At 66.5% G+C, this 25,851-nt stretch carries 24 protein-coding genes; 13 read left to right on the forward strand and 11 right to left on the reverse strand.

Annotated features, from left to right (window positions below):
- The first annotated feature begins 398 nt into the window (after window positions 1-398).
- From L8G49_RS04700 to L8G49_RS04710, 3 genes are all read left to right on the forward strand, one after another.
- Complete coding sequence (locus L8G49_RS04700) at window positions 399-2,828, forward strand: ligase-associated DNA damage response DEXH box helicase (RefSeq protein WP_277923106.1); 2,430 nt, start codon at window positions 399-401, stop codon at window positions 2,826-2,828.
- Between the two features lie 41 nt (window positions 2,829-2,869).
- Window positions 2,870-3,817, forward strand: coding sequence for an aspartyl protease family protein (locus L8G49_RS04705; protein ID WP_242182858.1), 948 nt, complete (start codon window positions 2,870-2,872; stop codon window positions 3,815-3,817).
- A gap of 91 nt (window positions 3,818-3,908) precedes the next feature.
- Window positions 3,909-5,318: a M20/M25/M40 family metallo-hydrolase gene (locus tag L8G49_RS04710; protein ID WP_242182861.1), complete on the forward strand. Its 1,410-nt coding sequence runs from the start codon at window positions 3,909-3,911 to the stop codon at window positions 5,316-5,318.
- Window positions 5,319-5,342: 24 nt separating this feature from the next.
- Here L8G49_RS04710 and L8G49_RS04715 read toward each other — a convergent pair whose 3' ends face one another.
- From L8G49_RS04715 to L8G49_RS04725, 3 genes are all read right to left on the reverse strand, one after another.
- A complete protein-coding gene (locus L8G49_RS04715; protein WP_242140436.1) occupies window positions 5,343-5,600 on the reverse strand; it encodes a hypothetical protein in 258 nt (85 codons plus the stop codon).
- A gap of 369 nt (window positions 5,601-5,969) precedes the next feature.
- On the reverse strand, window positions 5,970-6,506 hold the full coding sequence (locus L8G49_RS04720) for a hypothetical protein (protein WP_242182863.1): 537 nt from the start codon (window positions 6,504-6,506) through the stop codon (window positions 5,970-5,972).
- Window positions 6,507-6,822: 316 nt separating this feature from the next.
- Window positions 6,823-8,769: a potassium transporter Kup gene (locus tag L8G49_RS04725; RefSeq protein WP_242139286.1), complete on the reverse strand. Its 1,947-nt coding sequence runs from the start codon at window positions 8,767-8,769 to the stop codon at window positions 6,823-6,825.
- Window positions 8,770-8,882: 113 nt separating this feature from the next.
- Between L8G49_RS04725 and pdeM the strand changes: the two genes are divergently transcribed.
- Window positions 8,883-9,545 (forward strand): ligase-associated DNA damage response endonuclease PdeM, encoded by a 663-nt coding sequence (pdeM, locus tag L8G49_RS04730; RefSeq protein WP_242182865.1) that lies wholly within the window; start codon window positions 8,883-8,885, stop codon window positions 9,543-9,545.
- Between the two features lie 153 nt (window positions 9,546-9,698).
- On the opposite strand, the gene msrA is transcribed toward pdeM, so the two are convergent.
- Window positions 9,699-10,358, reverse strand: a complete 660-nt coding sequence (msrA, locus tag L8G49_RS04735) for a peptide-methionine (S)-S-oxide reductase MsrA (RefSeq protein ID WP_242182867.1) — start codon at window positions 10,356-10,358, stop codon at window positions 9,699-9,701.
- Between the two features lie 87 nt (window positions 10,359-10,445).
- Window positions 10,446-11,075 (reverse strand): DedA family protein, encoded by a 630-nt coding sequence (locus L8G49_RS04740; protein ID WP_242139289.1) that lies wholly within the window; start codon window positions 11,073-11,075, stop codon window positions 10,446-10,448.
- A gap of 166 nt (window positions 11,076-11,241) precedes the next feature.
- On the opposite strand from L8G49_RS04740, the gene rpiA reads away from it, so the two are divergent.
- From rpiA to L8G49_RS04770, 6 genes are all read left to right on the forward strand, one after another.
- Window positions 11,242-11,901 carry a ribose-5-phosphate isomerase RpiA gene (gene rpiA, locus L8G49_RS04745; RefSeq protein ID WP_242182869.1) on the forward strand — a complete coding sequence of 220 codons (660 nt, stop codon included), beginning with the start codon at window positions 11,242-11,244 and terminating at the stop codon, window positions 11,899-11,901.
- Between the two features lie 70 nt (window positions 11,902-11,971).
- Window positions 11,972-14,056, forward strand: coding sequence for a transketolase (gene tkt, locus L8G49_RS04750; RefSeq protein ID WP_242182871.1), 2,085 nt, complete (start codon window positions 11,972-11,974; stop codon window positions 14,054-14,056).
- Window positions 14,056-15,165: a transaldolase gene (gene tal / locus L8G49_RS04755; RefSeq protein WP_242182873.1), complete on the forward strand. Its 1,110-nt coding sequence runs from the start codon at window positions 14,056-14,058 to the stop codon at window positions 15,163-15,165. The genes tkt and tal overlap by 1 nt, the downstream gene beginning before the upstream one ends.
- 85 nt (window positions 15,166-15,250) lie before the next feature.
- Window positions 15,251-16,234 carry a phosphogluconate dehydrogenase (NAD(+)-dependent, decarboxylating) gene (gene gnd / locus L8G49_RS04760; protein WP_242182875.1) on the forward strand — a complete coding sequence of 328 codons (984 nt, stop codon included), beginning with the start codon at window positions 15,251-15,253 and terminating at the stop codon, window positions 16,232-16,234.
- Window positions 16,231-17,052, forward strand: coding sequence for an HAD family hydrolase (locus L8G49_RS04765; RefSeq protein WP_242182877.1), 822 nt, complete (start codon window positions 16,231-16,233; stop codon window positions 17,050-17,052). Before gnd ends, L8G49_RS04765 begins: the two co-directional genes overlap by 4 nt.
- Window positions 17,053-17,104: 52 nt before the next feature.
- Window positions 17,105-18,127: an acetamidase/formamidase family protein gene (locus L8G49_RS04770; RefSeq protein ID WP_242139295.1), complete on the forward strand. Its 1,023-nt coding sequence runs from the start codon at window positions 17,105-17,107 to the stop codon at window positions 18,125-18,127.
- Between the two features lie 7 nt (window positions 18,128-18,134).
- Here the strand turns inward: L8G49_RS04770 and L8G49_RS04775 are convergent, their stop codons facing one another.
- Entirely contained in the window at window positions 18,135-18,701 is a 567-nt protein-coding gene (locus L8G49_RS04775) for a cytochrome b (RefSeq protein ID WP_242139296.1), read from the reverse strand.
- Window positions 18,702-18,805: 104 nt separating this feature from the next.
- Here L8G49_RS04775 and L8G49_RS04780 point away from each other — a divergent pair, with 104 nt between their 5' ends.
- Window positions 18,806-20,239 (forward strand): glycosyltransferase, encoded by a 1,434-nt coding sequence (locus L8G49_RS04780; RefSeq protein ID WP_242139297.1) that lies wholly within the window; start codon window positions 18,806-18,808, stop codon window positions 20,237-20,239.
- A gap of 153 nt (window positions 20,240-20,392) precedes the next feature.
- The gene (locus L8G49_RS04785; protein WP_242182879.1) at window positions 20,393-21,112 is read left to right on the forward strand and encodes an SIMPL domain-containing protein; all 720 of its coding nucleotides are present in this window, start codon (window positions 20,393-20,395) and stop codon (window positions 21,110-21,112) included.
- Window positions 21,113-21,177: 65 nt separating this feature from the next.
- Here the strand turns inward: L8G49_RS04785 and L8G49_RS04790 are convergent, their stop codons facing one another.
- From L8G49_RS04790 to L8G49_RS04800, 3 genes are all read right to left on the reverse strand, one after another.
- Window positions 21,178-21,432, reverse strand: coding sequence for a GlsB/YeaQ/YmgE family stress response membrane protein (locus L8G49_RS04790; RefSeq protein ID WP_242139299.1), 255 nt, complete (start codon window positions 21,430-21,432; stop codon window positions 21,178-21,180).
- Between the two features lie 104 nt (window positions 21,433-21,536).
- Window positions 21,537-21,836, reverse strand: coding sequence for a DUF1153 domain-containing protein (locus L8G49_RS04795; protein ID WP_242139300.1), 300 nt, complete (start codon window positions 21,834-21,836; stop codon window positions 21,537-21,539).
- Window positions 21,837-21,941: 105 nt separating this feature from the next.
- A complete protein-coding gene (locus L8G49_RS04800; protein ID WP_242139301.1) occupies window positions 21,942-22,175 on the reverse strand; it encodes a hypothetical protein in 234 nt (77 codons plus the stop codon).
- 123 nt (window positions 22,176-22,298) lie between these two features.
- On the opposite strand from L8G49_RS04800, the gene mnmA reads away from it, so the two are divergent.
- Complete coding sequence (gene mnmA, locus L8G49_RS04805; protein ID WP_242182881.1) at window positions 22,299-23,411, forward strand: tRNA 2-thiouridine(34) synthase MnmA; 1,113 nt, start codon at window positions 22,299-22,301, stop codon at window positions 23,409-23,411.
- Window positions 23,412-23,413: 2 nt separating this feature from the next.
- Here mnmA and wecC read toward each other — a convergent pair whose 3' ends face one another.
- Both wecC and wecB read right to left on the reverse strand, forming a co-directional pair.
- Complete coding sequence (wecC, locus tag L8G49_RS04810; RefSeq protein ID WP_242182883.1) at window positions 23,414-24,712, reverse strand: UDP-N-acetyl-D-mannosamine dehydrogenase; 1,299 nt, start codon at window positions 24,710-24,712, stop codon at window positions 23,414-23,416.
- A complete protein-coding gene (gene wecB / locus L8G49_RS04815) occupies window positions 24,696-25,847 on the reverse strand; it encodes a UDP-N-acetylglucosamine 2-epimerase (non-hydrolyzing) (protein WP_242182885.1) in 1,152 nt (383 codons plus the stop codon). The genes wecC and wecB overlap by 17 nt, the downstream gene beginning before the upstream one ends.
- Between the last annotated feature and the right edge of the window lie 4 nt (window positions 25,848-25,851).

Genomic DNA, 25,851 nt, shown 5'->3' on the forward strand with positions numbered 1-25,851 from the left:
CGGTGCCGTGACGCACCCGACCGTGCTCCTGCGCAGGCAGGAGCCCAGAGTTTCAAACGTTACGCCCGTAACCCTGGGCTCCCGCCTGCGCGGGAGAACTGAGCGGGCGGTGCCGTGACGCACGCGACCGTGCTCCTGCGCAGGCAGGAGCCCAGAGTTTCAGACGTTACGCCCGTAACCCTGGGCTCCCGCCTGCGTGGGAGAACTGAGCGGGCGGTGCAGTGACGCACGCGACCGTGCTCCTGCGTAGGCAGGAGCCCAGAGTCGCAAACGCCACGCCCGTAACTCTGGGCTCCTGCCTGCGCAGGAGCACGATAGCGGCTTCCGGTATCTGCAAATCCGGGAGCCCGAACGCTGCCAACAATTCGATCCTAGCCCCGCCGCACCGCACGCCCCATATGACACAGGTGCTTGATCCTGCGCCGTCTCTTCCCGCTGTCCTGACCGACTGGTTCGCCGAAAAGGGCTGGGCACCGCGCCGGCACCAGTTGGACATGCTCGCGGTCGCGCGGTCCGGCGCGCACGGCTTGCTCGTCGCCACCACCGGGGCGGGCAAGACGCTGGCGGGGTTTCTCCCCACGCTCGCCGAGCTGATCGAAACGCCCAGCGAGGGGCTCCATACGCTCTACGTTTCGCCCCTGAAGGCGCTGGCGGTCGACATCCAGCGCAACCTGCTCGCGCCGGTCGCGGAGATGGGGCTCGACATCCGGATCGAGACGCGCACGGGCGACACGCCGAGCGACCGCAAGGCGCGCCAGCGAATCCGCCCGCCGCAAATCCTGCTGACCACGCCCGAATCGCTCAGCCTGTTGCTCAGTTACCCCGATGCCGCGACGATGTTTGCGGGCCTGCGCACGATCGTCGTCGACGAAGTCCACGCCTTCGCGACCGGCAAGCGTGGCGACCTGCTCTCGCTCGGGATGGCGCGGCTCCAGACGATCGCGCCCGGGCTGCGACGGGTCGCGCTGTCGGCGACGGTCGCGGATCCCGACGGCTATCGCGCCTGGCTCGCGCCCGATGGCGACATCGATACGGTCCAGCTGGTGCGCGGCGACCCCGGCGCGCCACCCAATATCGCGATCCTGCTGCCGGAGGGCCGGATTCCATGGTCGGGCCATTCGGGGCGCTATGCCGCCGAGCAGGTCATCGCCGAGATCGAGACGCACAAGACCACGATCGTCTTCTGCAACACCCGCGCGCTTGCCGAGCTGATCTTCCAGGATCTGTGGAAGGCCAATGCGATGAACCTGCCGCTCGGCGTCCACCACGGTTCGCTGAGCCTCGAGGCGCGCCGCAAGGTCGAGGGCGCGATGGCGGATGGCAGGCTGCGCGGGCTGGTCGCGACCGCGAGCCTCGATCTCGGCGTCGACTGGGGGGACGTCGATTGCGTGATCCAGATGGGCGCACCCAAGGGATCGTCGCGGCTGCTGCAGCGGATCGGACGCTCCAACCACCGGTTGGACGAATCGTCCGAGGCGATCGTCGTGCCGGGCAACCGCTTCGAATATCTCGAGGCGCGCGCCGCGCTCGACGCGGTCGAGGCGGGGGAGCTGGACGAGGACGTGTTCCGTGCGGGCGCGCTCGACGTGCTCGCGCAGCATGTCATGGCCTGCGCCTGTGCCGCGCCGTTCGACCAGGCCGCCCTGCTCGACGAGGTCCGCTCGGCCTTGCCCTATTCCGCGCTGACCGCCGAGACGTTCGACCAGGTGCTGCGCTTCGTCAGCGACGGCGGCTATGCGCTCCAGGCCTATGACAAGTTCAAGCGGCTGACGCAGGACGCGGATGGCCTGTGGCGGATCACGCACCCCAAGTTCATCGGCCAGCACCGGCTCAACGCGGGCATCATCGTCGAGGCGACGATGCTCAGCGTCCGCTTCAAGAACGGCCGGACGCTGGGGCGGGTCGAGGAAGCGTTTGCCGCGACGATGAGCCCGGGCGACACCTTCTTCTTTGCGGGCATGAGCCTGGAGGTCGAGCGGATCGACACCGAGGATCTGGTGGTCCGCGCGACCGCCCGTCCGGCGCGGATCCCGAGCTATGGTGGGTCGCGGATGCCGCTGTCGACCAACCTCGCCAACCGCGTGCGCGGATTCCTTGCCGATCCGTCGGAATGGGCGCGCTTCCCGGACGACGTGCGCGAATGGCTGGAGGTGCAGCAGGCGCGCTCGACGATGCCGCGCCCCGGGCAGTTGCTGGTCGAGACCTTCCCGCGCGAGGGGCGGCATTACATGGTCGCCTACAGCTTCGAAGGCTGGAACGCGCACCAGTCGCTCGGCATGCTCGTCACGCGGCGGATGGAGACGCAGGGGCTGCGGCCGATCGGCTTCGTGTCGAACGACTATGCGCTCGCCTGCTACGGGCTCGATCCGATCACCGATCCCGCCGCCTTGTTCTCGCCCGATATCCTCGAGGACGAATTCGTCGAATGGGTGCAGCAATCCGCGCTGCTCAAGCGCGCGTTTCGCGAGGTCGCGGTGATCGGCGGGCTGGTCGAGCGGCAGATCCCGGGGAAGCGCAAGACCGGGCGGCAGGTGACCTTCTCGACCGACCTGATCTACGACGTGCTGCGCAAGTACGAGCCCGCGCATATCCTGTTGCAAGCCGCCTGGGCGGATGCGCGCGCGCGGATGACCGATGTCGGGCGGCTCGCCAGCCTGCTCGACCGCGCGGCGGACACGATGCTGCACGTCGACCTGGAGCGGATCTCGCCGCTCGCGGTGCCGGTGCTGACGCTGATCGGCCGCGAGAAGGTCGCGCAGGGGCTGTCGGACGATGCGCTGCTCGAGGAGGCGGAAGTGCTGGCGGCGGAGGCGATGCGGCTCGATTGAGATCGCTTGTTGTCGACCCGGAACGAGCGTATCTTTCGCGCATGATCCCGGCGCTGTTCCTCGCCGTCCCGCTGGCTGCGCTGTTCAGCCCCGGCCAGACCGTGTCGCCGCCGCCACCGACGGACCCGCAGCAACGGGCGGCCGAGGAGCTGGAATTCGGAACCAGCGAGAACCGCATGACGGTGCCGGTGACGATCGGGGCAGCGGGCCCGTTCCGGTTCATCGTCGACACCGGCTCCGAACGCACCGTGGTGTCACGCGAGCTCGGCGCGACGTTGCGGCTTGCGCCGGGGCGCTCGGTCAAGGTCACCGCGATGGCGGGGCCGATGTGGACGGCGACCGTCCTGGTGCCGCAGATCGTGGTCGGCCTGCCGCGCGCCGGCGCGATGCTCGTCGCGAACCGGATCGAGGCACCTGCCCTGCAACGGCGCAACCTCGGCGCGGACGGGCTGGTCGGGATCGATACGCTCCAGGGCAAGGCGGTGACGATCGACTTCGCGCGGCAGGCGATGACGGTGTCGCCGGCCTCCCGGCGGACTCGCGCCGAGCGTTTCGGGCCGAACGATATCGTGATCCGGGCGCGCAGCCTGTTCGGCCAGCTGGTGGTCACCGATGCGACCTATGAAGGACGGCGGATCCGGGTGGTGATCGACACGGGGTCGGTCGTCAGCATGGGCAACGTCGCGCTCCAGCGGCTGGTCGCGAGGACGAGCAGCCAGATGACGGGGGTTCGTCTGTTGAGCGTTACCGGCGCCATCCTGAACGCGCAGTACGGCGTGGTCACCGGCGTGCGGATCGGCGAGATCGGCCTGGCGAACCTGCCGATCGCGTTTTCCGACGCCGCCCCGTTCGAGCGGTTCGGGCTGGGCAAGCGGCCGGCCCTGCTCCTCGGGATGGATGCGCTGCGGCTGTTCGGGCAGGTGCGGATCGACTTCGCCAACCGCGAACTGCACCTCGCGCGGCCGAAGCCGGGCCCGGCGCCGCTCTAGCGCAGCCCGGCGGCAGGCCGCGCCGGGGACGAACCCGTTGCGTTCCCCGCGCACCGCGTTAGCCTCCCCCGATAAGCATTTAGGGGGCACCATGCGCACGATCACTCTGGCGATCCTTCTCGGCACCGCGGCCATCGGGGCGTCGCTCGCACCCGCCGCGTCGGCGCAGGATCGCCCCGACCAGAAGGCATTTTTCCAGGTCTACAAGGAACTGGTCGAAACCAACACGACGCTGTCCTCGGGCAGTTGCACCCAGGCTGCGGCGCAGATCGGCGCACGGCTGAAGACGGCGGGTTACGCCGATTCCGACATCACCTATTTCTCGGTGCCCGATCACCCCAGGGAAGGCGGCCTGGTCGCGATGCTGAAGGGCAGTGACGCGCGCGCCAAGCCGATGCTGCTGATGGCGCATCTCGACGTGGTCGAGGCCAAGCGTGAGGACTGGACTCGCGATCCGTTCACGCTGGTCGAGGACGGCGGCTATTATTACGCGCGCGGCAGCACCGACGACAAGGCGCAGGCCGCGATCTGGGCCGACGCGATGGTGCGCTTCAAGACGGGCGGATATCGGCCAAAGCGCACGATCAAGCTTGCGCTGACCTGTGGCGAGGAGACGACCTTCGCCTTCAACGGTGCCGAATGGCTGGCGAAGAACAAGCCCGACCTGATCGCCGCGGAATTCGCGCTCAACGAGGGCGGCGGCGGACTGCTGACCGAAGAGGGGCAGCGCAAGACGCTGTTCCTCCAGGTCGGCGAGAAGGCCGCGCAGAACTTCACGCTGCTCGCCACCAACCCCGGCGGGCACAGCAGCCAGCCGACCCCCGACAACGCCATCTACGAACTGTCCGATGCGCTGAAGGCCGTGCAGGGCTATGAATTCCCGATCCGGTTCACCGACACGACGCGCGCCTTCTTTGCCGGAAACGCCGCCGCGCAGCCCGGGCCGATGGCGGATGCGATCAAGCGCCTGCTGGCCGATCCGGCGGACAGCGCGGCCAATGCGGTGGTCAGTGCCAGCAAGACCTATCATTCGATGCTGCGCACGACCTGTGTCGCGACCCTGCTGAGCGCGGGCCATGCCGAAAACGCCCTGCCGCAGCGCGCGACCGCCAACGTCAACTGCCGGATCTTCCCGGGCGAGACGGTCGATGCGACGCTGGCCCGGCTGAAGGCACTGGCCGGCCCCAAGGTGACCGTCACCGCCAACCAGCCGGTCCGCCCGACGGCGGTACCGCCGTCGCTCGACCCCAAGATCCTCGGACCCGCCAGGGCGGTCGCGGCCAAACATTTCCCGGGGATCGCGATCCTGCCCCTGATGTCGACCGGCGCGACCGACGGGGTCTTCTTCGAGGCGATCGGGATCCCGGTCTATGGCGTGCCGGGGCTGTTCATCGGGGCGGATATCAATCGCGCGCACGGGCTGAACGAGCGGATGAACGTCAAGTCCCTGTACGATGGACGGGATTATCTGTTCGACGTGGTGAAGGCTTATGCGGGGTAGGCGAGCGTCGTCCCGGCGAGCTTCTCACAGCCCCGCGATGTCGAGGGCCGCTGCAAGTTCGTCGCTGATCCCGCTTTCCTCCTTGGGCGACAGACGGTTCAGCACGGTCTGGATCCGCTTCTGTGCGACCTGCAACGCTTTGTGGCGGACCTCGCGGATCTGGTTGGTCCGCCACGACTTGCTTTCCCCGAGCAGCGCGGCCCATTTCGCTTCCTCCGCCGACAGGATGGCGAGCGCCAGCCGCAGTCCATCGCGCCGGCCGTGGTCGTAATCGTCGGACATAGCGCCTCCTTGCGAGCGGGGCCGATCCTCGCGGAGCAGCGGTGGTGTTGCGCTTATTGTGGTGCGGCGTTGCGGTCAAAGGTGGGGTGCGGTGTGGCGGTGGCGTGTGGCGGGGGCTGACGGAAGTAGATTGTCGTGGTGTGGTGGGGCGCTGCCCTCGCGGAGATGACGGTGGGGAGGGGAGACTGTCCGAAACCCGTCCGTCATTCCCGCGCAGGCGGGAATCCATTGGCACCGTCCGTCCTGTCCTGCGCCGCCAGCCAGTATGGATCCCCGCCGTCGCGGGGATGACGGAAGGGGGGCAGTGATCCTTTGAAAATCAGCCGCGACTTGTCAGGCTGAACGGCGAAAGTTGGTGGCAAGCAGACGTTAGCGCAAAGGATCGAGTGAACCGTTAGGCTTACGGCATATCGGCTGCGCACCACGAACGCCTGAATTAATTACAGCGTGGTTATACCGGCTGGCATAGCTTAGTCGCTTGCGACCGCACTTTGATATCGGCTGATCGCAATCCGCAACGCACGGCCGCGGAACGGATCGGTCTCTTATCCCGTCTAAGAAGAGTGTGTCCCGGTCATATGCCCCCAAATCGATCGTAGGCGGCGACGGACTTCCGTATATCTCCAGTGCATTCCCATGGCAGCTCTCATAGCCGGCTTCGTAGATCTCCGCAGCTTCGCCATTTTCAGAGTATCTAAAAAGACGATAATCATGCCGTGCTATCGCTGATTTAGCAGCCAGTTCGGGATTGCTTGGAACAACTAAACCAGACAAGCAGGTGTCCGCATTGATGCTTTCTGTCCGAATTTGTCCGCGTTTTTCTTCGCTAAGCTGATGGCTGTCGCAAGCACCGACGAGTAAGAAGGAGAGCGAAGCAACGACTTGTAAGCGACGGTAGCTTTGCATTCCGTCAGAGTGTCACCGGGTGACAATGTCCGCAAGTGGTCGTTTCCAGCCACCGCCACCGCTGCGCGCACCCTGGTCAGAAGCCTGTCCTACAAGCGGAGGATTTGCCATAGCTCGTCCCCGCTCTTTGAAACCGTCGGCACGCACCTGCACGCAGGGCGCAACGCTGCGCCTCGGCCGCGCGCGACACGCTCGGCACCGATCCGCAAAATGCAACGCTGGGACGACCTTCCGCCGGCCGGGGCGCGGAACGCGGAACGCATTCCGCCTAACTTTCCCCTAACCTTCCGAGTACCCAACCGTTGCGAGGATCGCCTCAGACCGTAACTTGTTCGCCCAGTTCCAGCACCTTGCCCGGCGGGATCTTGAGGAAGTCGGTCGGGTCGCTCGCGTTGCGCTGGAGGAACATGAAGATCCGGTCCTGCCACAAGGGCATCCCCTGGTCAGCGGCGGGCTTGATCGTGTTGCGGCCGATGAAATAGCTCGTCTTGGCAGGGTTGAGCACCTTCTTGTGCGACGTCGCCTCGAGCCCGAGGTCGCGTGGCACGTCGGGCGATTCCATGAAGCCGTAATGCAGCACGACGATTGTGAAATTAGGGTCGACCTGCCGGATCTCGGCGCGTTCCTCGGGCGCGACCGAGGGGCGGTCGGCGGTGCGGATGCTGACGATCAGGTTCTTCTCGTGGAGCACCTTGTTGTGCTTGAGGTTGTGCAGCAACGCACCCGGCGCGCTGTCGGGGTTGGCGGTCAGGAACACCGCGGTCCCCTCGACCCGCTCGGGCGGGCGCTTGGCGAGCGCCGCGGCGAGGTCGGCGAGCGGGACGCTCTGCCGCGCCTCGAACGCGCGGACGATCCCGCGGCCGCGGTTCCAGGTATAGATGACCAGCCCGATCGCGCCCGCGACCACCAGCGGCACCCAGCCGCCCTCGATCACGCGCAGGATGTTCGCACCGAAGAAGATCAGGTCGAGCGTCAGGAACGGCAGGATCACCGCGAGCGCGAGCGGGCGGCCCCAGTTCCAGCGATGCCGCACCACGATATAAGCGAGCAGCGTGGTGACGACCATCGTCCCCGTCACCGCGATCCCGTACGCCGCCGCCATCGCGGACGAGGTGCGGAACTGGACGACCAGCACCAGCACGCCGAACAGCAGCAGCCAGTTGATCGAGGGAAGGTAGATCTGTCCCGCCTGCGTCGCCGAGGTCTGGCGGATGCGGAGGCGGGGGAGCAGCCCGAGCTGGATCGCCTGCTGCGTCAGCGAATAGGCGCCGGTGATGACCGCCTGGCTCGCGATCACCGTCGCCGCCATGGCGAGCACGATCAGATACGGGCGCAGGCCGACGGGCGCCATCAGGAAGAACCAGTCCTGGTTGTGGAACGGCTGCCCCGCCGCTTTCGCCGCCTCGAGCGCATTGAGCGCAAAGGCGCCCTGGCCGAGGTAGTTGCAGATCAGGCACGGGAAGACGAGCGCGAACCAGCCGATCCGGATCGGCAGGCGACCGAAATGCCCCATGTCCGCCGTCAGCGCTTCCGCGCCGGTCACCGTCAGGAAGACAGCGCCGAGCACGAACAGCCCGGTCACGCCGTGGTGCAGCAGGAACAGCGCGCCGTAATGCGGCGAGATGACGCGCAGGATCGAGGGCTCGTCCGCGATATGCCACAGGCCGAGCGCGCCCAGCACCAGGAACCAGACGAGGCAGACCGGGCCGAACAGGCGCGAGACGCTCGCCGTGCCGCGGCTCTGGATCGCGAACAGCGCGATCAGGATGACGATCGTCATCAGCAGGATCAGTTGTTCGTCGAAGACGTTTTCCATGCCCGGAATGGTCTTCAACCCTTCCACCGCGGACAGGACCGACAGGGCGGGGGTAATGATCGCGTCGCCATAGAAGAGCGAGGCGCCCGCCGCGCCCAGCACCAGCGCGATCAGCGACCGGCGGCCCAGCGCCCGCCGCGCGAGCGCGGTCAGCGCGAGCACGCCGCCTTCGCCCTGATTGTCCATCCGCATCAGGAAGACGACATATTTGATCGTCACGACGAGGATCAGCGACCAGATCGCGAGGCTCAGCACGCCGAGGATCTCGCCCGGGTCGAGCCCGTCCTTGGCGGTCAGCTCGAGCGCCTCGCGAAACGCGTAGAGCGGGCTCGTGCCGATATCGCCGAACACGACGCCGATCGCGCCGATCGTCAGCGCAAACAACGCGGGATGCGGCGTCGCGCCATGCGACGGGGAAGCGGTGGACGTGGCGGTGGCAGCAGACATAAGGGGTTGGGCGACCTGCCGGGAAGGACGGCGCGCTTTACGCTTGTGGACACGGAGCGCAAGCGCTTTCGTGAACGTTGCATGAAGCCATCCTTTGAGGCATGGGCGGCGACATGGTTCCCTTTTCGTTCGCCGGACATGATTTGCTAGCGCTCCGTAGCGGCGCCGTGTTCTGGGCGAAACGCGCGGCGCTGTTCGTCGCCGACCTGCATTTCGAAAAGGCGAGCTGGTTCGCTCAGCGGGGCCAGATGCTGCCGCCGTATGACTCGCTTGTCACGTTGGGCGGGCTGTCGGAGGACGTCGCGGCGACCGGCGCGCGGGAAGTCTGGTGCCTTGGTGACAGCTTTCACGATGACGGCGGGTGCGATCGGCTCCCGGCGATCGCGCAGGAGCGGTTGCGGGAGCTGACCGGCGCGACGCGCTGGACCTGGATCACGGGCAACCACGACAGCGGGCTGGTCGATCGCTGCGGCGGCGCGGTGGTCGACGAGGCGGTGGTCGATGCCCTGGTGCTGCGGCACGAGGCCGACCCGACCGAGACGCGGCCCGAACTTTCCGGGCATTTCCACCCCAAGCTGCGGCTGCGGGTGCGCGGCCAGAATGTCTCGCGGCGGTGTTTCGTCGCGACGCCGACCAAGCTGATCCTGCCGGCGTTCGGCGCGCTTACCGGCGGGCTGGACGCGCAGCATCCCGAGATCGTCCGCGCGGTGGGGAAGGGCGCGGAGGCGCTGATCCCGGTCGAGGACCGGTTGCTGCGGTTTCGGCTGGCGGCTTAGGACTTTAGTTCTTTTAGATACCTTCCCCGGCGGAGGCCGGGGCCCAGTCGAGGTGGCCGAGGTAACGAAGCGCAGCCACCTGCATTCTTCGGTCTCGCTACTGGGCCCCGGCCTTCGCCGGGGAAGTAGCAGATAGGGGTGGAATAGCTTCCCTCAGCTCGCCAGCTGCGGGAACCCGGCACGGAACGCCGCGACCTTCGGCTTGTCGAACGTCACGATATACGGGTGGTTGGGGTTCCGGTCGAAGAAGTTCTGGTGATAGGCCTCGGCCGGGAAGAACCCGCCGGTCTCGATCTTCGTGACGATCGGCTTGGGGAAGGCATGTGCCTTGCCGAGTTGCGCGATATAGGCCGCCGCGACGCCGCGCTGGGCGGGCGTCTGCGGGAAGATCGCCGAGCGATAGCTCAGGCCGCTGTCCGGACCCTGCCGGTTGAGCTCGGTCGGATTGTGCGCGATCGAGAAATAGACCCGCAGCAGCGTCGCATAGCTGACCTTGACCGGGTCATAGACGACGCGGATCGCTTCGGCATGGCGAGTCGTCTCGGTCGAGACCTGGTCGTAGGTTGCGGTGTCGCGCGTGCCGCCGGCATAGCCCGCGGTGACCTGGCGCACGCCCTTCACATGTTCGAACACCGCTTCCATGCCCCAGAAGCAGCCACCCGCGAAGACGGCGGTCTGCGGCCCCGAAACGCCGGTCACGTCGGCCGCGGCGGCTGGGATCGGAACGGCGCGTTCGGCTTGCGCCGCGCCACCGGCGAAAACGAACGCGGCGGCGCCGGCCAGGGCGGCGGTGATGAGAACGGGCTTGAGCATCGCGAAAACCTTTTCTGGAGCAGCATGCTATTCGTCGGCCGCACCGGCGAAGTTACGCGTCTGCCATGAAAAGGATGTCGGGATGCGTCAGCGCCGCTTCAAGCCGCGTACACGGTGCCAGATGTAGAAACCGACCGCCGCGATCAGCACGATCCCGATCACGAGATCGGCGCTGTGGAATGCCGCCTTGATCCGCGGGTCGCTGTTCCACTTGTCGCCGAGCGTCATGCCGACCCAGGCGAGCCCGAAGCACCACGGCCACGAGCCGAGGAACGTGTAGAGGTGGAACGGGATCAGCGGCATCCGCGCGACGCCGGCGGGAAAGGCGATGAACGAGCGGACCACCGGCAGCAGCCGGCCGATCAGCACCGCCAGCCCGCCGAACCGCGCGAAGAACCGATCCGCCGTATCGAGCTCGCCCGGCCCGACCAGCACGTACCGGCCCCAGCGCTCGGCGAGCGGGCGTCCACCGCGTTTCCCGATCTCATACGCGACGATCGACCCCAGATTGCACCCGATCGCGCCGGCGGTCGCGGCGAGGTACAGGTTGAACCGCCCGACCGAGACGAGATAGCCGGCGAACGGCATGATGATCTCGGACGGCAGCGGGATGCACGCCGACTCGATCGCCATCAGCAGCGCGATGCCGACATAGCCGCCGCTGGAAATGACCCAGATGGTGAAGGTGGCGAGCGTGGCCAGGATTTTCTCGAACATGGACCGGGGCTTTGCCCTGCCGACGCGCAGGGAGCCAGTGGAATTTGCGGAGGACGCGGCCGCCCTGAAGCCATCTTGCCCCTCGCCCCCTGTCGAGGGGTAGCGGAATGCCGTGTCCGCGCCTTTCCCGGGTTCCCGTGCCCCGCCGTGGTGCTAAGGCACGCCCATGAACGAGTCCGACAAGCGCGCGGCCGCCCTCGCCGCGATCGAGGAAGTCCGCGCCGGGATGATCGTCGGGCTCGGCACCGGGTCGACCGCGGCGTTCGCGATCACTGCCCTTGGCGAACGGCGGCTCGATATCCGCGCGGTCCCGACCAGCCTGGCCAGCGCCGCGGCCGCGCGCGCTGCGGGGATCGCGCTGATCGATCTCCCGGCGCGAATCGACCTGACGATCGACGGCGCGGACGAGATCGATTCGCGGCTCCGCGCGATCAAGGGCGCGGGCGGTGCGATGCTGCGCGAGAAGGTCGTCGCCGCCGCCAGCGCCCGGATGATCGTGATCGCCGACGCATCGAAACGCGTCGCCGCGATCGGAGCCGCGCCGATCCCGGTCGAGGTGCTGCCGTTCGCCACGGCGTTCGTCGCCGACCGACTCGCCGCGGCTGGCGCCGTGGTGACGCAGCGGGCCGGGTTCGCCACGGATCAGGGCAATGTCGTGCTCGACTGCGCTTTTCCGCCTGACGCGGACCATGCCCGCCTTGCCGCCGAAATCAGCACGATTCCCGGCGCTTTGGGGCACGGCCTGTTTTTAACCGAGGTGTCCGCTACCTATATTGCGGACCACGGCGTCGTGACGCGACTGGAACGCGACGCAACTGCAGATTAAAGCCCGCTCACCACCGCAACCCGACCGACGCGCGAGCGTTCAGGGCGAAACGATAAGGCGAACCCCCTTCATGGCCGATACCCAGACCCAGCCCGCCGCAGCCGCCGGCGTCCACGAAGACGGCAGCCCGGATCGGCTCGCGATCGACACGATCCGCACGCTTTCGATGGATGCGGTACAGGCCGCCAATTCCGGGCACCCAGGCACGCCGATGGCGCTCGCTCCGGTCGGCCAGACGCTGTGGACCAAGTTCCTGCGCTACGACCCGACCACGCCCGACTGGCCCAACCGCGACCGCTTCGTCCTGTCGGTCGGCCATGCGTCGATGCTGCTCTATTCGCTGATCCACCTTGCCGGGATCGAGGAGATCGATGCCGAGGGCAACAAGACCGGCAAGCCCGCGCTCAGCCTCCACGACCTCGAGCAGTTCCGCCAACTCGATTCGAAGACCCCGGGCCATCCCGAATATCGTCACACGACGGGCGTCGAGACTACCACCGGTCCGCTCGGCCAGGGTTGCGGCAATTCGGTCGGCATGGCGATCGCCGAGCGCTGGCTGGCGGCGAAGTTCAACCAGCCGAATTTCACGCTGTTCGACCATGACGTCTACGCGCTGTGCGGCGATGGCGACATGATGGAGGGCGTTTCGGCCGAGGCGGCTTCGGTCGCCGGGCATCTCAAGCTGTCCAACCTGTGCTGGATCTACGACAGCAACCACATCTCGATCGAGGGCAACACCGCGCTCGCGTTCGACGAAGACGTCGGCGCGCGCTTCGTCGCTTACGGCTGGAACGTGATCCACGTCGACGATGCGAACGACACGGCGGCGCTGAGCGCGGCGCTGGAGACGTTCAAGGCGACCACCGACAAGCCGACCTTCATCGTCGTCCATTCGGTGATCGGCTATGGCAGCCCCAAGGCGGGCAGCGAAAAGGCCCATGGTGAGCCGCTCGGCGTTGAGAACGTGCGCCTGACCAAGCAGGCCTACGGCTGGCCCGAAGACAAGCAGTTCTACGTCCCCGAAGGCGTCGCCGAGCGCTTCAAGGCGTCGATGCTGGACCGCGCCGGCCCGCTGCGGCAGGAATGGGAAGCCAAGGTCGTCGAATATCGCGCGGCGCATCCCGAGCTCGCCAACATGCTCGATTCTATGCTGTCGGACAGCTTGCCGGACGGCTGGGACGCCGACATTCCCGTCTTCGAAGCCGATGCCAAGGGCGTCGCCTCGCGCGATTCGTCGGGCAAGGTGCTCAACGCGATCGCGCCGAAGCTGCCGTGGCTGCTCGGCGGTTCCGCCGATCTCGCGCCGTCGACCAAGACCGACATCAAGGGTGCGCCTTCGTTTGAGGCGGACAATTACGGCGGGACCAACTTCCACTTCGGCGTGCGCGAGCATGGCATGGGCGCGATCGTCAACGGCATGACGCTGTCGCACCTGCGCGGCTATGGCTCCACCTTCCTGGTGTTCTGCGATTACATGCGCGCGCCGATCCGCCTGTCGGCGATCATGGAAGTTGGCTCGGTCTGGGTGTTCACGCATGACTCGATCGGCGTCGGCGAAGACGGCCCGACCCATCAGCCGATCGAGCATCTCGCGACGCTGCGCGCGATCCCGGGGCTCGATACGATCCGTCCGGGCGACGCGAACGAAGTCGCCGCCGCGTGGCGCGCCGTGGTCGAGGATGCGAGCCATCCGACCGCATTGGTCCTGTCGCGCCAGGCTTTGCCGACGCTCGACCGTACGAAGTACGCAAGCGCCGATGGGCTCAAGAAGGGCGCCTATGTCCTCGACGGCGACGAGAACCCGGAGGTCATCCTGATCGCGACCGGTTCAGAAGTCTCGCTCGCAGTCGCGGCGCACGAGAAGCTCAAGGAAAGCGGCGTCGCCTCGCGCGTCGTGTCGATGCCGAGCTGGCATCGCTACGAGCTGCAGGATGCGGCGTACAAGGAATCGGTCCTGCCCAGGAGCGTCAAGGCGCGCATCGCGATCGAGATGGCGGGCGAGATCGGCTGGGATCGCTATGTCGGGCTCGACGGCAAGACCGTGACGATGGCGACCTTCGGGGCGTCCGCGCCGATCGCCAAACTCCAGGACAAATACGGCTTCACGGTCGAGCACATCGTGAAGATCGCCAACGAACTGCGGGAGAAGAACTGATGGGCAAGCTCAACGAACTGGCCGCGCTTGGCCAGGCAGTCTGGCTCGATTTCGTCGAGAAGAAGTTCCTCGCCGAGGGCAGCCTTCAGAAGATGGTCGACGAGGACGCGCTGACCGGCGTGACCTCCAACCCGTCGATCTTCGAGAAGGCGATGGGGCATGGCGACGCGTATGACGCCGAGCTCGCCGCCTATGACAAGTCCAACCCCGACGCGCCGACGATCGACCGGTACGAGCATCTCGCGATCCTCGACATCCAGGCGGCGGCGGACACGCTGCGCCCGGTCTATGACCGGCTCGATGCGAAGGATGGTTATGTCAGCCTCGAGGTCTCGCCCTATTTGGCGAACGACACCGATGCGACGATCGCCGAAGCACAGAAGCTGTGGAAGGCAGTCAACCGGCCCAACGTGATGATCAAGATCCCGGGCACGCCGGCTGGCGTCCCCGCGATCGCAGCGACGATCGACGCCGGGATCAACGTCAACGTCACGCTGCTGTTCTCGCAGAGCGCGTATCAGGCGGTGGCGGAAGCCTATGTCGAGGGTCTCGAAAAGCGCGCCGCACGCGGCGAGCCGATCGACCGGATCGCCAGCGTCGCGAGCTTCTTCGTCAGCCGGATCGATTCGAAGATCGACGACAAGATCGACGCCGGAGTCGGTGGCGATGCCGCCAAGCCGCTCAAGGGCAAGGTCGCGATCGCCAACGCCAAGCTGGCCTATGCGTGGTATGAGGAGTTCATCAAGTCGTCGCGCTGGCAGGCGCTCGCGGCCAAGGGTGCGCAGGTCCAGCGGCTGTTGTGGGCATCGACCGGGACGAAGAACCCGGACTATCCCGACACGCTGTATCTCGACTCGCTGATCGGCAAGGACACGGTCAACACGATCCCGCCGAAGACGCTCGACGCCTACCGCCTGCGCGGGACCGCGACCGAAACGCTGACGCAGGATATCGCGGGTGCCCGCCATGTCCTGTCCGAAGCTGAACGCCTCGGGCTCGATCTCGACGGCGTCACCGACGAACTGGTCGACGAGGGCGTCGCTTCCTTCTCCAAGGCGTTCGACGATCTGCTCGGCGCGATCGCTGCCAAGCATCCGGTTGCAGCCTAAAGCGACCTTGCACGTTTAGCCGTCCGTCCCGGAACTCTCCGGGGCGGACGTTTTTTTCTCGGATCCCCTCAGGAGTGCGCGCGACATGAAAATCGGTATCATCGGCCTTGGCCGAATGGGCGGCAACATCGCGCGCCGGATCATGCGCGCGGGGCACGAGACGGTCGTGTTCGACCGCGACACCGCGGCAGTCGAAAAGCTCGTCGGCGACGGGTCGGTCGGTGCCACGTCACTGGAAGACATGGCCGGCAAGCTCGACAGTCCCGCTATCTACTGGGTAATGCTCCCGGCGGGCGACCCGACCGAGCAGACCGTCGCGACGATCGGCGGCTTCGCCAAGGCGGGCGATATCGTGATCGACGGCGGCAACAGCTTCTACAAGGACGATATCCGCCGTGCGAAGATGCTCGCGGAAAAGGGCATCCGCTATGTCGACGTCGGCACGTCGGGCGGCGTCTGGGGCCTGGAACGCGGCTTCTGCATGATGATCGGCGGCGAGAAGGAGGCGGTCGACCATATCGACCCGATCCTCGCGGTGCTGGCACCGGGCATGGGCACGATCGCGCGCACCCCCGACCGCAACGTCGACAAGGAAGACCCGCGCGCCGAGCAGGGCTATATCCATGCGGGCGCCCCGGGCGCGGGCCACTTCGTCAAGATGGTCCACAACGGCATCGAATACGGGCTGATGGCGGCCTATGCCGAGGGCTTCGACGTGCTCAAGGGCAAGGCGTCCGACAAGCTCCCCGAGGACGAGCGCTTCGATCTCAACTTGACCGACATCGCCGAAGTGTGGCGGCGCGGATCGGTGATTTCGTCATGGCTGCTCGATCTTTCGGCATCGGCACTGGCGAAGGACCAGTCGCTCGAGCAGTTCTCCGGCAAGGTTGCGGATTCGGGCGAGGGGCATTGGACGGTCGAGGCGGCGATGGAAGAGGCGGTCCCCGTCTACGTCCTGTCGGCAGCACTGTTCGCGCGCTACCGCAGCCGCGTCGATCATACGTTCGGCGACAAGTTGCTGTCGGCGATGCGCTTCGGCTTCGGCGGGCATGTCGAGATGCCGCAGTGAGCGATCGGCAGCACGAGACCGGGACGATCAGGCTGGTCGTCTCCGACGTCGACGGGACGCTGGTCGACGGCAAGAAGCAGGTCACGCCTGGCGTCCAGGCGGCGGTCGCGAAGCTGCGCGCCGCCGGCATCGGGTTCAGCATCATCAGCGCGCGGCCGCGTTCGGGGATGATGCCGATTGCCGAGACGCTCTGGATCGACGCGCCGATGGGCGCCTTCAACGGCGGTACGCTGTTCAAACGCGACGGCACGGTGCTCAACGCGGACCGGATCGACCGGGCGGTGGTCGACGGCACGCTGGCCGCGGCTAAGGGCGCTGCGGTCGACACCTGGGTGTTCGCCGACGACCAATGGTATGCGACCACGGACGTCGGCGGCCATGTCGACAGCGAACGCCGCGCGTCCAATCAGCAGCCGGTCGTCACGACGGACTTCACCGACCTGCTCGACCGGGCGGACAAGATCACCTTCGTCAGCGACGATCCCGACCTGCTGATCGACCTGCGCGGGCGGATGGACCGGTTCGCGGATGCCGCGACGATCGTCCAGTCGCAGACTTACTATCTCGACGTCACCCCGCTGTCGGGGAACAAGGGCGATGGCTTGACGGCATTGTCGGAGGCGATGGGCGTTCCACTCGACCAGATCGCGGTGTTCGGCGATCAGGCGAACGACCTGCCGATGTTCGCCCGCGCCGCGATTTCCTACGCCATGGGGCAGGGGCCGGAACCGGTCCGCGCCAAGGCGACCCATGTCGTCGCGAGCAACAATGACGATGGGGTGGCCGAGGCGATCGCGGCGATCCTGGCTGGACGCTGACGGCGGCATCCGCCATCCTCGGTCGCATCGAAAAGCGAATGGGGACAAGCGGATGCGGTATCTGGCGGCGGTTATGGGGCTGATTGTGGCGGCGCCGCTTGCGGCGAGAACGGTCGATTTGCCGGCGACCCCGACGACCGTCGCCTGGGGGCATTACGATGCGACCTCCAAGCCCGTCCTGACGATCGATTCGGGCGATACGGTGATCGTCCACACACTGCTCACCAACAGCCCGACCGGGCTCGAGAAGGCGGGCGTAGCGCCTGCCGACGTCGAACCGGCGCTACGCGCCGTATTCGCCGGCGTCCCGGCGTCCGAGCGCGGCCCGGGTGGCCATATCCTGACCGGACCGATTGCGATCGCGGGGGCGGAGCCCGGCGACACGCTCGAGGTCCGGATCCTCAAGGTCGATCTCGCGGTCCCTTATGCCTATAACGGCTTCCGTTATGGGGCCGGGTTCCTGACCGACGACTTCCCCTACGCCCGCACCAAGATCGTCCCGCTCGACGCCAAGGCGATGGTCGCGCGGTTCGGGCCCGGCATCACGGTGCCGCTCCATCCCTTCTTCGGCAGCATGGGGGTCGCGCCCCCGCCGTCGTTCGGGCGTTATGACAGCGCGCCGCCGACGATCAACGGCGGCAACATGGACGACAAGGCGCTGGTGGCGGGGACGACGTTGTTCCTCCCGGTCCATGCCGCGGGCGCGCTGTTCCAGGTCGGCGACGGCCATGCCGCGCAGGGCAATGGCGAGGTCGATATCACCGCGCTCGAAACCTCGCTCACCGGGCGGCTACAGTTCATCCTGCACAAGCGCCAGCTGACGTCCTATCCACGCGCCGAGACGCCGACCCACTATATCGCGATGGGGTTCGACGACGATCTCAGCAACGCGACGCGCAAGGCGCTGCGCAACATGATCGACTTCCTCGTCGCGGAGAAGGGCATGACCCGCGACGACGCCTATATGCTGCTGAGCGTCGCGGGCGATGTCGAGGTGACCGAGCTGGTCGACCGCAACAAGGGCGTCCACGTCGCGCTGTCCAAGGCGGTGTTCGAGCAGCGCCGCGGCAAATAGTCCGACGCTACCGCCGCCCGGGCCACATCCGCTGCAATTCCTGCGTGCGGTCGAGCCACTGATGCTTCAACGCGCCGACGAGGTGGATGAAGAACAGGGCATAGACGAGATAGGAAATAAGCTCGTGGGCCGCGCCGAACGTGTCGTGGACGCTCTTCTTGGTCACCGGGTCGAGGTTCATGATGACGCCGAGCCGCGGCCACTGGAACAGGCCGAACCAGTACATCGGCGTTGCGGCCGCATGTTCATAGGCCGAATCCATGATCCAGCCGGTCAACGGCATCGCGAACAGGATCGCGTAGAGCAGGAAATGCGTGGCATGCGCCGCGTTCACTTCCCACCGTGCATAGCCGCGCGGGAAGGGCGGGGGGCGGTGCCCGAAGCGCCATAGCAACCGCAGGAGCGCGAGCCCGAGGATCGTGACCCCGACCGACTTGTGCAGGTCGATCGCCGGGCGGACCTGCGCATCGGGAAGAAAGTTCGGCCAACTCCACGCCAGGGCAATGTTGAGCAGCACGAGCAACGCGATAGCCCAGTGCAGGACGATCGCCGTTCGGGTGTAGCGCTGGATCAACTCTCTGCTCCGCAATCGTTAATTGGATGCAAGCCTAGTCGCGTCGCGCGCGACAGGCTAGCGCCGTCAGCCATGGTTCATCCACCATTGGTATCGCCCGCGCAATGACCACGCTTTCGCAGACGCTCGTCGTCGAGTCGCCGCGCCTTACGCCCCGCGCCATCCCGCTGGTCAGCCGGTTGATCGGTGCGGTCGGCCCGATTCTGTTCATCGTCCTGACCATCCAGGCCTTCTCGCGCCAAGGGCTGGCGATATGGTCGGTCGGGATCGCCTATATTCTCTACGACACGCTGCTGTTGCTGTTCACCGCGTGGAACATTCGCGGGCTACGGCATGCGCCGCCGCGCGCGGCGGGTACGGTGACGCGCTTCGGCGTGATCGTCGCTGCGCACAACGAAGCGGGGGTGATTGCCGCCGCGATCGATCGGCTCGCGGGGCAAGCGCAACCCCCGGACGTGATCCTGATCGCCGATGACGGATCGAGCGACACGACCGCGGACGTGCTGGCCGAGCGCTACGCGCTTGCCATGCCGGCGATCGGATCGATGACCGGTCAGGTCGTCGGCGCGTCGACGGTGGAATGGCTCCGCCTGCCGCATGGGGGGAAGGCGCGCGCGCTGAACGCCGCCATGCTGCGGATCGATACGGAGGTGGTGCTGACGGTCGATGCCGATACGTTGCTCGAACCGGGCGCGATCGTCGCGATGCGCGCTGCGTTTGCAGCGGAACCCGAACTCGTCGCGGCCACCGGGGTCCTGGCGCCGATATGCGGGCCGGACCTGCAGGGGCGATTGTTCCAGTGGTTCCAGAGCTACGAATATGTCCGCAATTTCCTGTCCCGACATGCCTGGGAGCAACTCGGCAGCCTGTTGCTGATCTCTGGGGCGTTTGCCGCGTTCCGACGGGATGCGGTCGTCGAGGTCGGTGGTTTCGATCCGGATTGCATGGTGGAGGATTACGAATTGATCCACCGGCTGCACCGGCACGCGGTCGATCATGGGCGCGACTGGCGTGTGCGGGTCGTGGGCGGCGCGCTGGCACGGACCGATGCGCCGGCCAGCCCGCTCGCGTTCCTGCGCCAGCGCCGGCGCTGGTTCGGGGGCTTTCTGCAGACGCAATATTGGAACCGAGACATGGTGGGCGCACGGCGTTTCGGGTGGCTCGGCACCGCGATGCTGCCGGTCAAGGCGCTCGATACGCTACAGCCGATCTATGGCCTCGCAGCCTTCGCGATTCTCGTCGGACTGGTGGCCAGCGGGCGTTTCACCGTCGCCCTTCCGATCCTGATCGTGATGGTCGCGAAGATCACCGTCGATCTCAGCTTCCACCTCTGGTCGCTTGGCATCTACAAGCGCTGGACCGGACAGCGGGAAGGGCTGTCGCTTGTCCCCGCCCTGATCGCTGCGCTGGCCGAGCCGTTCAGTTTCCAGCTGTTGCGCCACGCCGGTGCGGTATGGGGCTGGCATGCCTTTCTCACCGGGCGGGAAAGCTGGGGCCGCCAACGCCGCACCGCGATCGCAACCAGCGCGCCACGCTAGGTTTCCCGGGCGGTTGCAGGAGGCGGTCATTCCACTGCCGCGTGTTGCCAAACGGATTGGCCAGCGGAACGATTGTTCATCGCGGGTTTCAGCCAAAGCTGCCACCAGGGATCCATGCCGGGCCTATCCTGCCGGGCACACTGGGAGAAGACGATGCGTTCGACGATCATGCTGCTGGCGCCCGCGGTTCTGGCGGCGGCCACCCCCGCTCTCGCACAGACGGCGCCGACGATGGTGCCCGATGGCACGTTGCTCGATGTTTCCGCCGAGGGGCGGACCTCGCGCGTGCCGGACGTTGCCACCATTCGTGCCGGGGTCGTGACGCAGGGCCAGACCGCGGCGGCGGCGCTGTCGGAAAATGCCACGCGCATGACCCGCGTGCTGGCCGCGCTCCGACAGGCCGGGGTGGCGACGCGCGACATACGTACCGCCAGTGTCTCGCTCAGCCCGCAGTATCGCTACACCGACGGCCAGCCACCGGCCGTCACCGGGTATCAGGCAAGCAACAGCGTTTCGATCCGGTTCCGCGACGTCGCCAAATCTGGCAGCATCCTCGACGCGCTGGTGGCGCAAGGCGCGAACCAGATCGATGGCCCGACGCTGTCGCTCGACAAGCCCGAAGCCGCGCTCGACGAGGCCCGGACCGACGCGGTACGGATCGCGCGGTCGCGCGCGGAGCTCTACGCAAAGGCGGCGGGTTTGAGCGTGGCGCGGATCGTGACCATCAGCGAAAATGGCGCGAACGACGGGTCGTCGCCGCAACCGCCGATGTACGCCATAGCGCGGGTCATGAAGAATAGTGAGTCGACCCCGATTGCAGCGGGCGAAACGCAAGTGAGCGTCACCGTCTCGGTCCGCTTCCTGCTCAAATAACGACGGACATGAAAAAGGCCGCTGGGTTTCCCCAGCGGCCCGATCGTCCGGTTGGACAAAGGATCTTAGCGGACGGTGCCGCGACGAACCAGGTTGACGATCGCGAGCAGGATGACCGCGCCGATCAGCGAATAGATGAAGGTGTTGATCGTGATCGCTTCATTGATTCCTGCGCCAAACAGGAACGATGCGATCACCGAACCGATGATGCCGACGACGACGTTGAGAACGATCCCCTGCTGGCCATCGGTACGCATGATCATGCTGGCAAGCCAACCGCACACGCCACCGACGACGAGCCAAACAATAAGTCCAACCATTTTACCCTCCGTTGCCCGGTTATGTCCGGGATGACGGAGACAAGACTCTCGACTGGCGATTTTTGTTCCGGCTCCGGATCGAGCAAAGCCGACAGAAACCGCAATCAGTATTTTTGCTGACGCTCGTACAAGGACTTATAGTGCTGAATCCGCGTAACGCGCAGGCCGGGCATGCCCGAACGATCGATCGCCCGTTGCCAACTGGCGAATTCCTCGACCGTCAGTCCATAGCGTTCGCACACCTCGTCGACCGACAGCAGCCCGCCATTGACCGCGGCGACGACCTCGGCCTTGCGCCGCACGACCCATCGCGTCGTTTCGGGTGGCGGAAGCGATTCGAGAGTCAGCGGCTCTCCAAGCGGGCCGATCACTCTTGCGGGGCGGATCTTCTGGTTCTCGATCATTCTTGAAGGACCTTGTCTCGGGGCGGGGCCCCTTTGCATCTCAATCGTTACGGTCATAACCACCGGACTTGAACGCTCGCTAAAGCGTCGGGGTAAACGACGGGTTCATGCCTTTCTCCGGTCAGCACGCATTTCGATCAATTCCCAGACGAGCAGGTTGAACGCCCCGTGGGCGGGGGTGAACGGATCGTTTCGATCTGGTCGCGGCAGACGCGCCTGGACCATTGCCGTGGGGCTTGCCGCCTGACGCGCCGCCACACCGACCATCAGCACGGCCAGGTCGGGTGGCAGTGCCACCGCCGGTCCATCGGCTTCAAATCGGGAAAAACTCAGGTCCACGCACACACTTCCACTAGCGATTCGTGGATGTTTAAAGGAAAGGTCCTAAAGGCGACGTAAAGCACGTCGTCTTTTTCGCGGGATTTTGCATGTGAGGGCGGGAACGCCTATCTCCCGCCCATCATGATAGACGCAGATTTTCAACTGGGGCCCGACGTGGCGGGCAAGCGGATCGTCGTCGCGATGTCCGGCGGCGTCGACAGTTCCGTCGTGGCAGCGCTTGCGGCGCGCAGCGGGGCGGAGGTGATCGGCATTACCTTGCAGCTGTACGACCATGGCGAAGCGGTCGGCCGGGCCGGCTCATGCTGCGCGGGACGCGACATTCGTGACGCCCGGGCGGTGTGCGACCGGCTGGGGATCGCCCATTATGTGTTCGACCATGAATCCCGTTTTCGCGACCAGGTGATCGATCGGTTTGCCGATGATTACCTTGCAGGGCGGACGCCGATCCCTTGCATCCAATGCAACATGGGCCCGAAATTCACCGACCTGCTCACGGCGGCGCGGGACCTCGGGGCGGATTGCCTCGCGACCGGTCATTACGTTCGGCGGATCGAGGGGGCGGAGGGTGCCGAACTGCATCGTGCCTTCGATCCGGCGCGCGACCAGAGTTACTTTTTGTTCGCAACGACGCAGGCGCAGCTCGACTATCTTCGCTTTCCGCTGGGTGGGCTACCCAAGCCGCGGGTCCGTGAGATCGCCGCCGAACTGGGGCTCGGAGTCGCGGGCAAGCCGGACAGCCAGGACATCTGCTTTGTCCCGGACGGCAATTATGCCGGTCTCGTCAAGAAGCTGCGGCCCGAAGCCGATACCGCAGGCGAAATCGTCGATGCGCAGGGGCGTGTGCTGGGGCGACACCAGGGCCTGATCCATTTCACCGTGGGGCAGCGGCGCGGTCTCGAGATCGGGGGTACGCCCGAGCCGCTCTATGTCCTGCGGCTCGAAGCCGAATCCCGCCGCGTCGTCGTTGGCCCGCGCGCGGCATTGGCGGTCCGGTCGGCGCGGCTCAGCGGAATCAACTGGCTTGGTGGCGGCTATGACGGCCCGATGACGGCCAAGGTCCGTTCGATGGCGAAGCCCGTGCCGGCATGGCGCGAGGGGGACCGGGTTGTCTTCGAGTCCCCCGAATATGGGGTCGCGCCCGGGCAGGCGACGGTGCTGTACGGTGGGGACCGGGTCATCGGCGGCGGCTGGATCGAGGAAACCGAAAGTGCCGCGCTGACCGCGACCGCCTGACGTCAGCCCGCCAACCGCATCGGCTCGATCCGCGCAGGCTGGCGCGGCTGGTCCGGCCAGATCCCGCGCGTGTCGTAGACGAGCTTGTCGGCGCGTTCGTCGACCGGGACCGACTTGAAGACGTCATGGTCGACCAGCACGATCATGATCCCGCACGTCTCGATCGCGGTGTCGATGTCGGCAAGCCGTGCGCCCGTCCCGTCGAACGCGGCAGGAAGCGTGTTGGTATAGGGCTCGACCACGCACAGCCGGTCGCCGAAGCGCTGCGCGAGCGCGGTCGCGACCTTGAGCGCGGGGCTTTCGCGGAAATCGTCGATGTTTGCCTTGAACGCGAGCCCGAGGCACGCGACCGTCACCCCCGGATTGGCGGCGACCATCGCCTCGGCACGCTCCACCACATAGTCGATTTTCGCGTCGTTCACTTCGCGCGCGGTGCGGATCAGCGGGGTGTTGGCGGGGTCGGCGTGGACGAGAAACCACGGGTCGACCGCGATGCAATGCCCGCCGACGCCGGGGCCGGGCGACAGGATGTTGACACGCGGATGGCGGTTGGCGAGGCGGATCACCTCCCACACGTCGACCTCCATCGTATCCGCGACGCGGCTGAGTTCGTTTGCGAAGGCGATGTTGACGTCGCGGAAGGCGTTTTCGGTGAGCTTGGTCATTTCCGCCGCGCGGCTGGTGGTGGTCACGCATGCGCCGCGGACGAAGCGGCGGTAGAATTGCAATGCTTTCCGCGCACAGCGCGGGGTGATGCCGCCGATCACGCGATCATTGTCGATCAGCTCGACGAGGATGCGGCCGGGGAGCACCCGCTCGGGGCAGTAAGCGATCGCGACGTCGGCGCTTTCGCCGGTCCTGCCGGGGACCCTCAAGTCGGGGCGCAGCTGCGCGAGCAGGTCGCGGACCTTCTCGGTCGTGCCGACCGGCGAGGTCGATTCGAGGATCACCACGTCGCCCGCCTTGAGCACGGTCGCGATCGTCGTCGCGGCGCGCAGGACATAGCCGATGTTGGGAGCGTGATCGTCCGCGAACGGCGTCGGGACCGCGATGACGAAGACGTCGGCGGGTTCGATCTGGGTCGCGGCGCGCAGATAGCCGCGCGCGACGACGCCCGAGACGAGTCCGTCGAGATCGACTTCCTCGATATGGACCTTCCCCGAATTGACAGTCTCGACGACATGCTCGGACACGTCGATGCCGAGCACCTTCGCGCCGGTCCGCGCGATCACCGCGGCGGTGGGGAGGCCGATATAGCCGAGGCCGACGACGACGACGTTAAGCTCAGAATCCGAAACCATCGGCGACACCCTTTGCGATCCGTGCGGACGCATGGCCGTCGCCGAACGGATTGTGGGCGCGGGCCATGGCCTGGTACGCCGCCTTGTCGTCGATGAGCGTTGATATTTCGGAAACGATGCGATCGGCGTCGGTGCCGACGAGGCGCGCGGTGCCCGCCGCCACCCCTTCGGGGCGTTCGGTCGTCTCTCGCATCACCAGCACGGGCTTGGCGAGCGCGGGGGCTTCCTCCTGCACGCCGCCCGAATCGGTCAGCACGATATGCGCGAGATCGAGCGCACGGATGAAATGGGGATAATCGAGCGGATCGATCCGCGCGATGTTCGGCCGGTTCCCGAGCATCGCATCCATGACAGCCACGACATTGGGGTTGGGGTGCACCGGGAAGAGAATTGCCACGTCGTCGCGCGCCGCGATCCGGGCGAGGGCGTGCGCAATATTTTCCATCCCGCCGCCGAAATTCTCGCGCCGATGCGTGGTGACCAGAATGATGCGCTTCCCCGCGAACCGTTCGGCGATGGCGTCAAGCCCGGCGCCGAGGGCCGGGTCGGCGGCGAGCTTGGCACGTGTGGCATGGAGGGCGTCGATCACCGTATTGCCGGTCACGTGGATGGTCGTCGGATCGATCGCCTCGCGGCGGAGCGCTTCGGCTGCGGTTTCCGTCGGCGCATAATGCTGGTCCGCGATCGGCGCCACGATCCGGCGGTTCACCTCCTCGGGCCAGGGATGGTAGATGTCGCCCGACCGCAGCCCGGCCTCGACATGCGACACGGGCACCTTGCGATAATAGGCCGCCAGCGCCCCGACCATCGCGGTCGCGGTATCGCCCTGGACGATCACGCGATCGGGCCGCTCCGCATCCATCACGTCGCCCAGGCTGGTCAGGAGGCGCGCGGTCAGCCGGTCGAGCGACTGGCCGGGCTCCATCAGGTCGAGGTCGATATCCGGGACCAGGCCGGCAATCGCGAGCACCTGATCGAGCAGTCCGCGGTGCTGCGCGGTGACGCAGGTACGGACGATCAGCCCTGGGGTCGCGGCAAGCGCTGCAACGACCGGAAACAGCTTGATCGCTTCGGGACGAGTCCCGAAAATGACGAGGACTTTGCGGAGCACGGACGGGGCGGGTCGGTCGATCATCCGG

Source organism: Sphingomonas sp. CARO-RG-8B-R24-01, assembly GCF_022662295.1.
Classification (GTDB): domain Bacteria; phylum Pseudomonadota; class Alphaproteobacteria; order Sphingomonadales; family Sphingomonadaceae; genus Sphingomonas.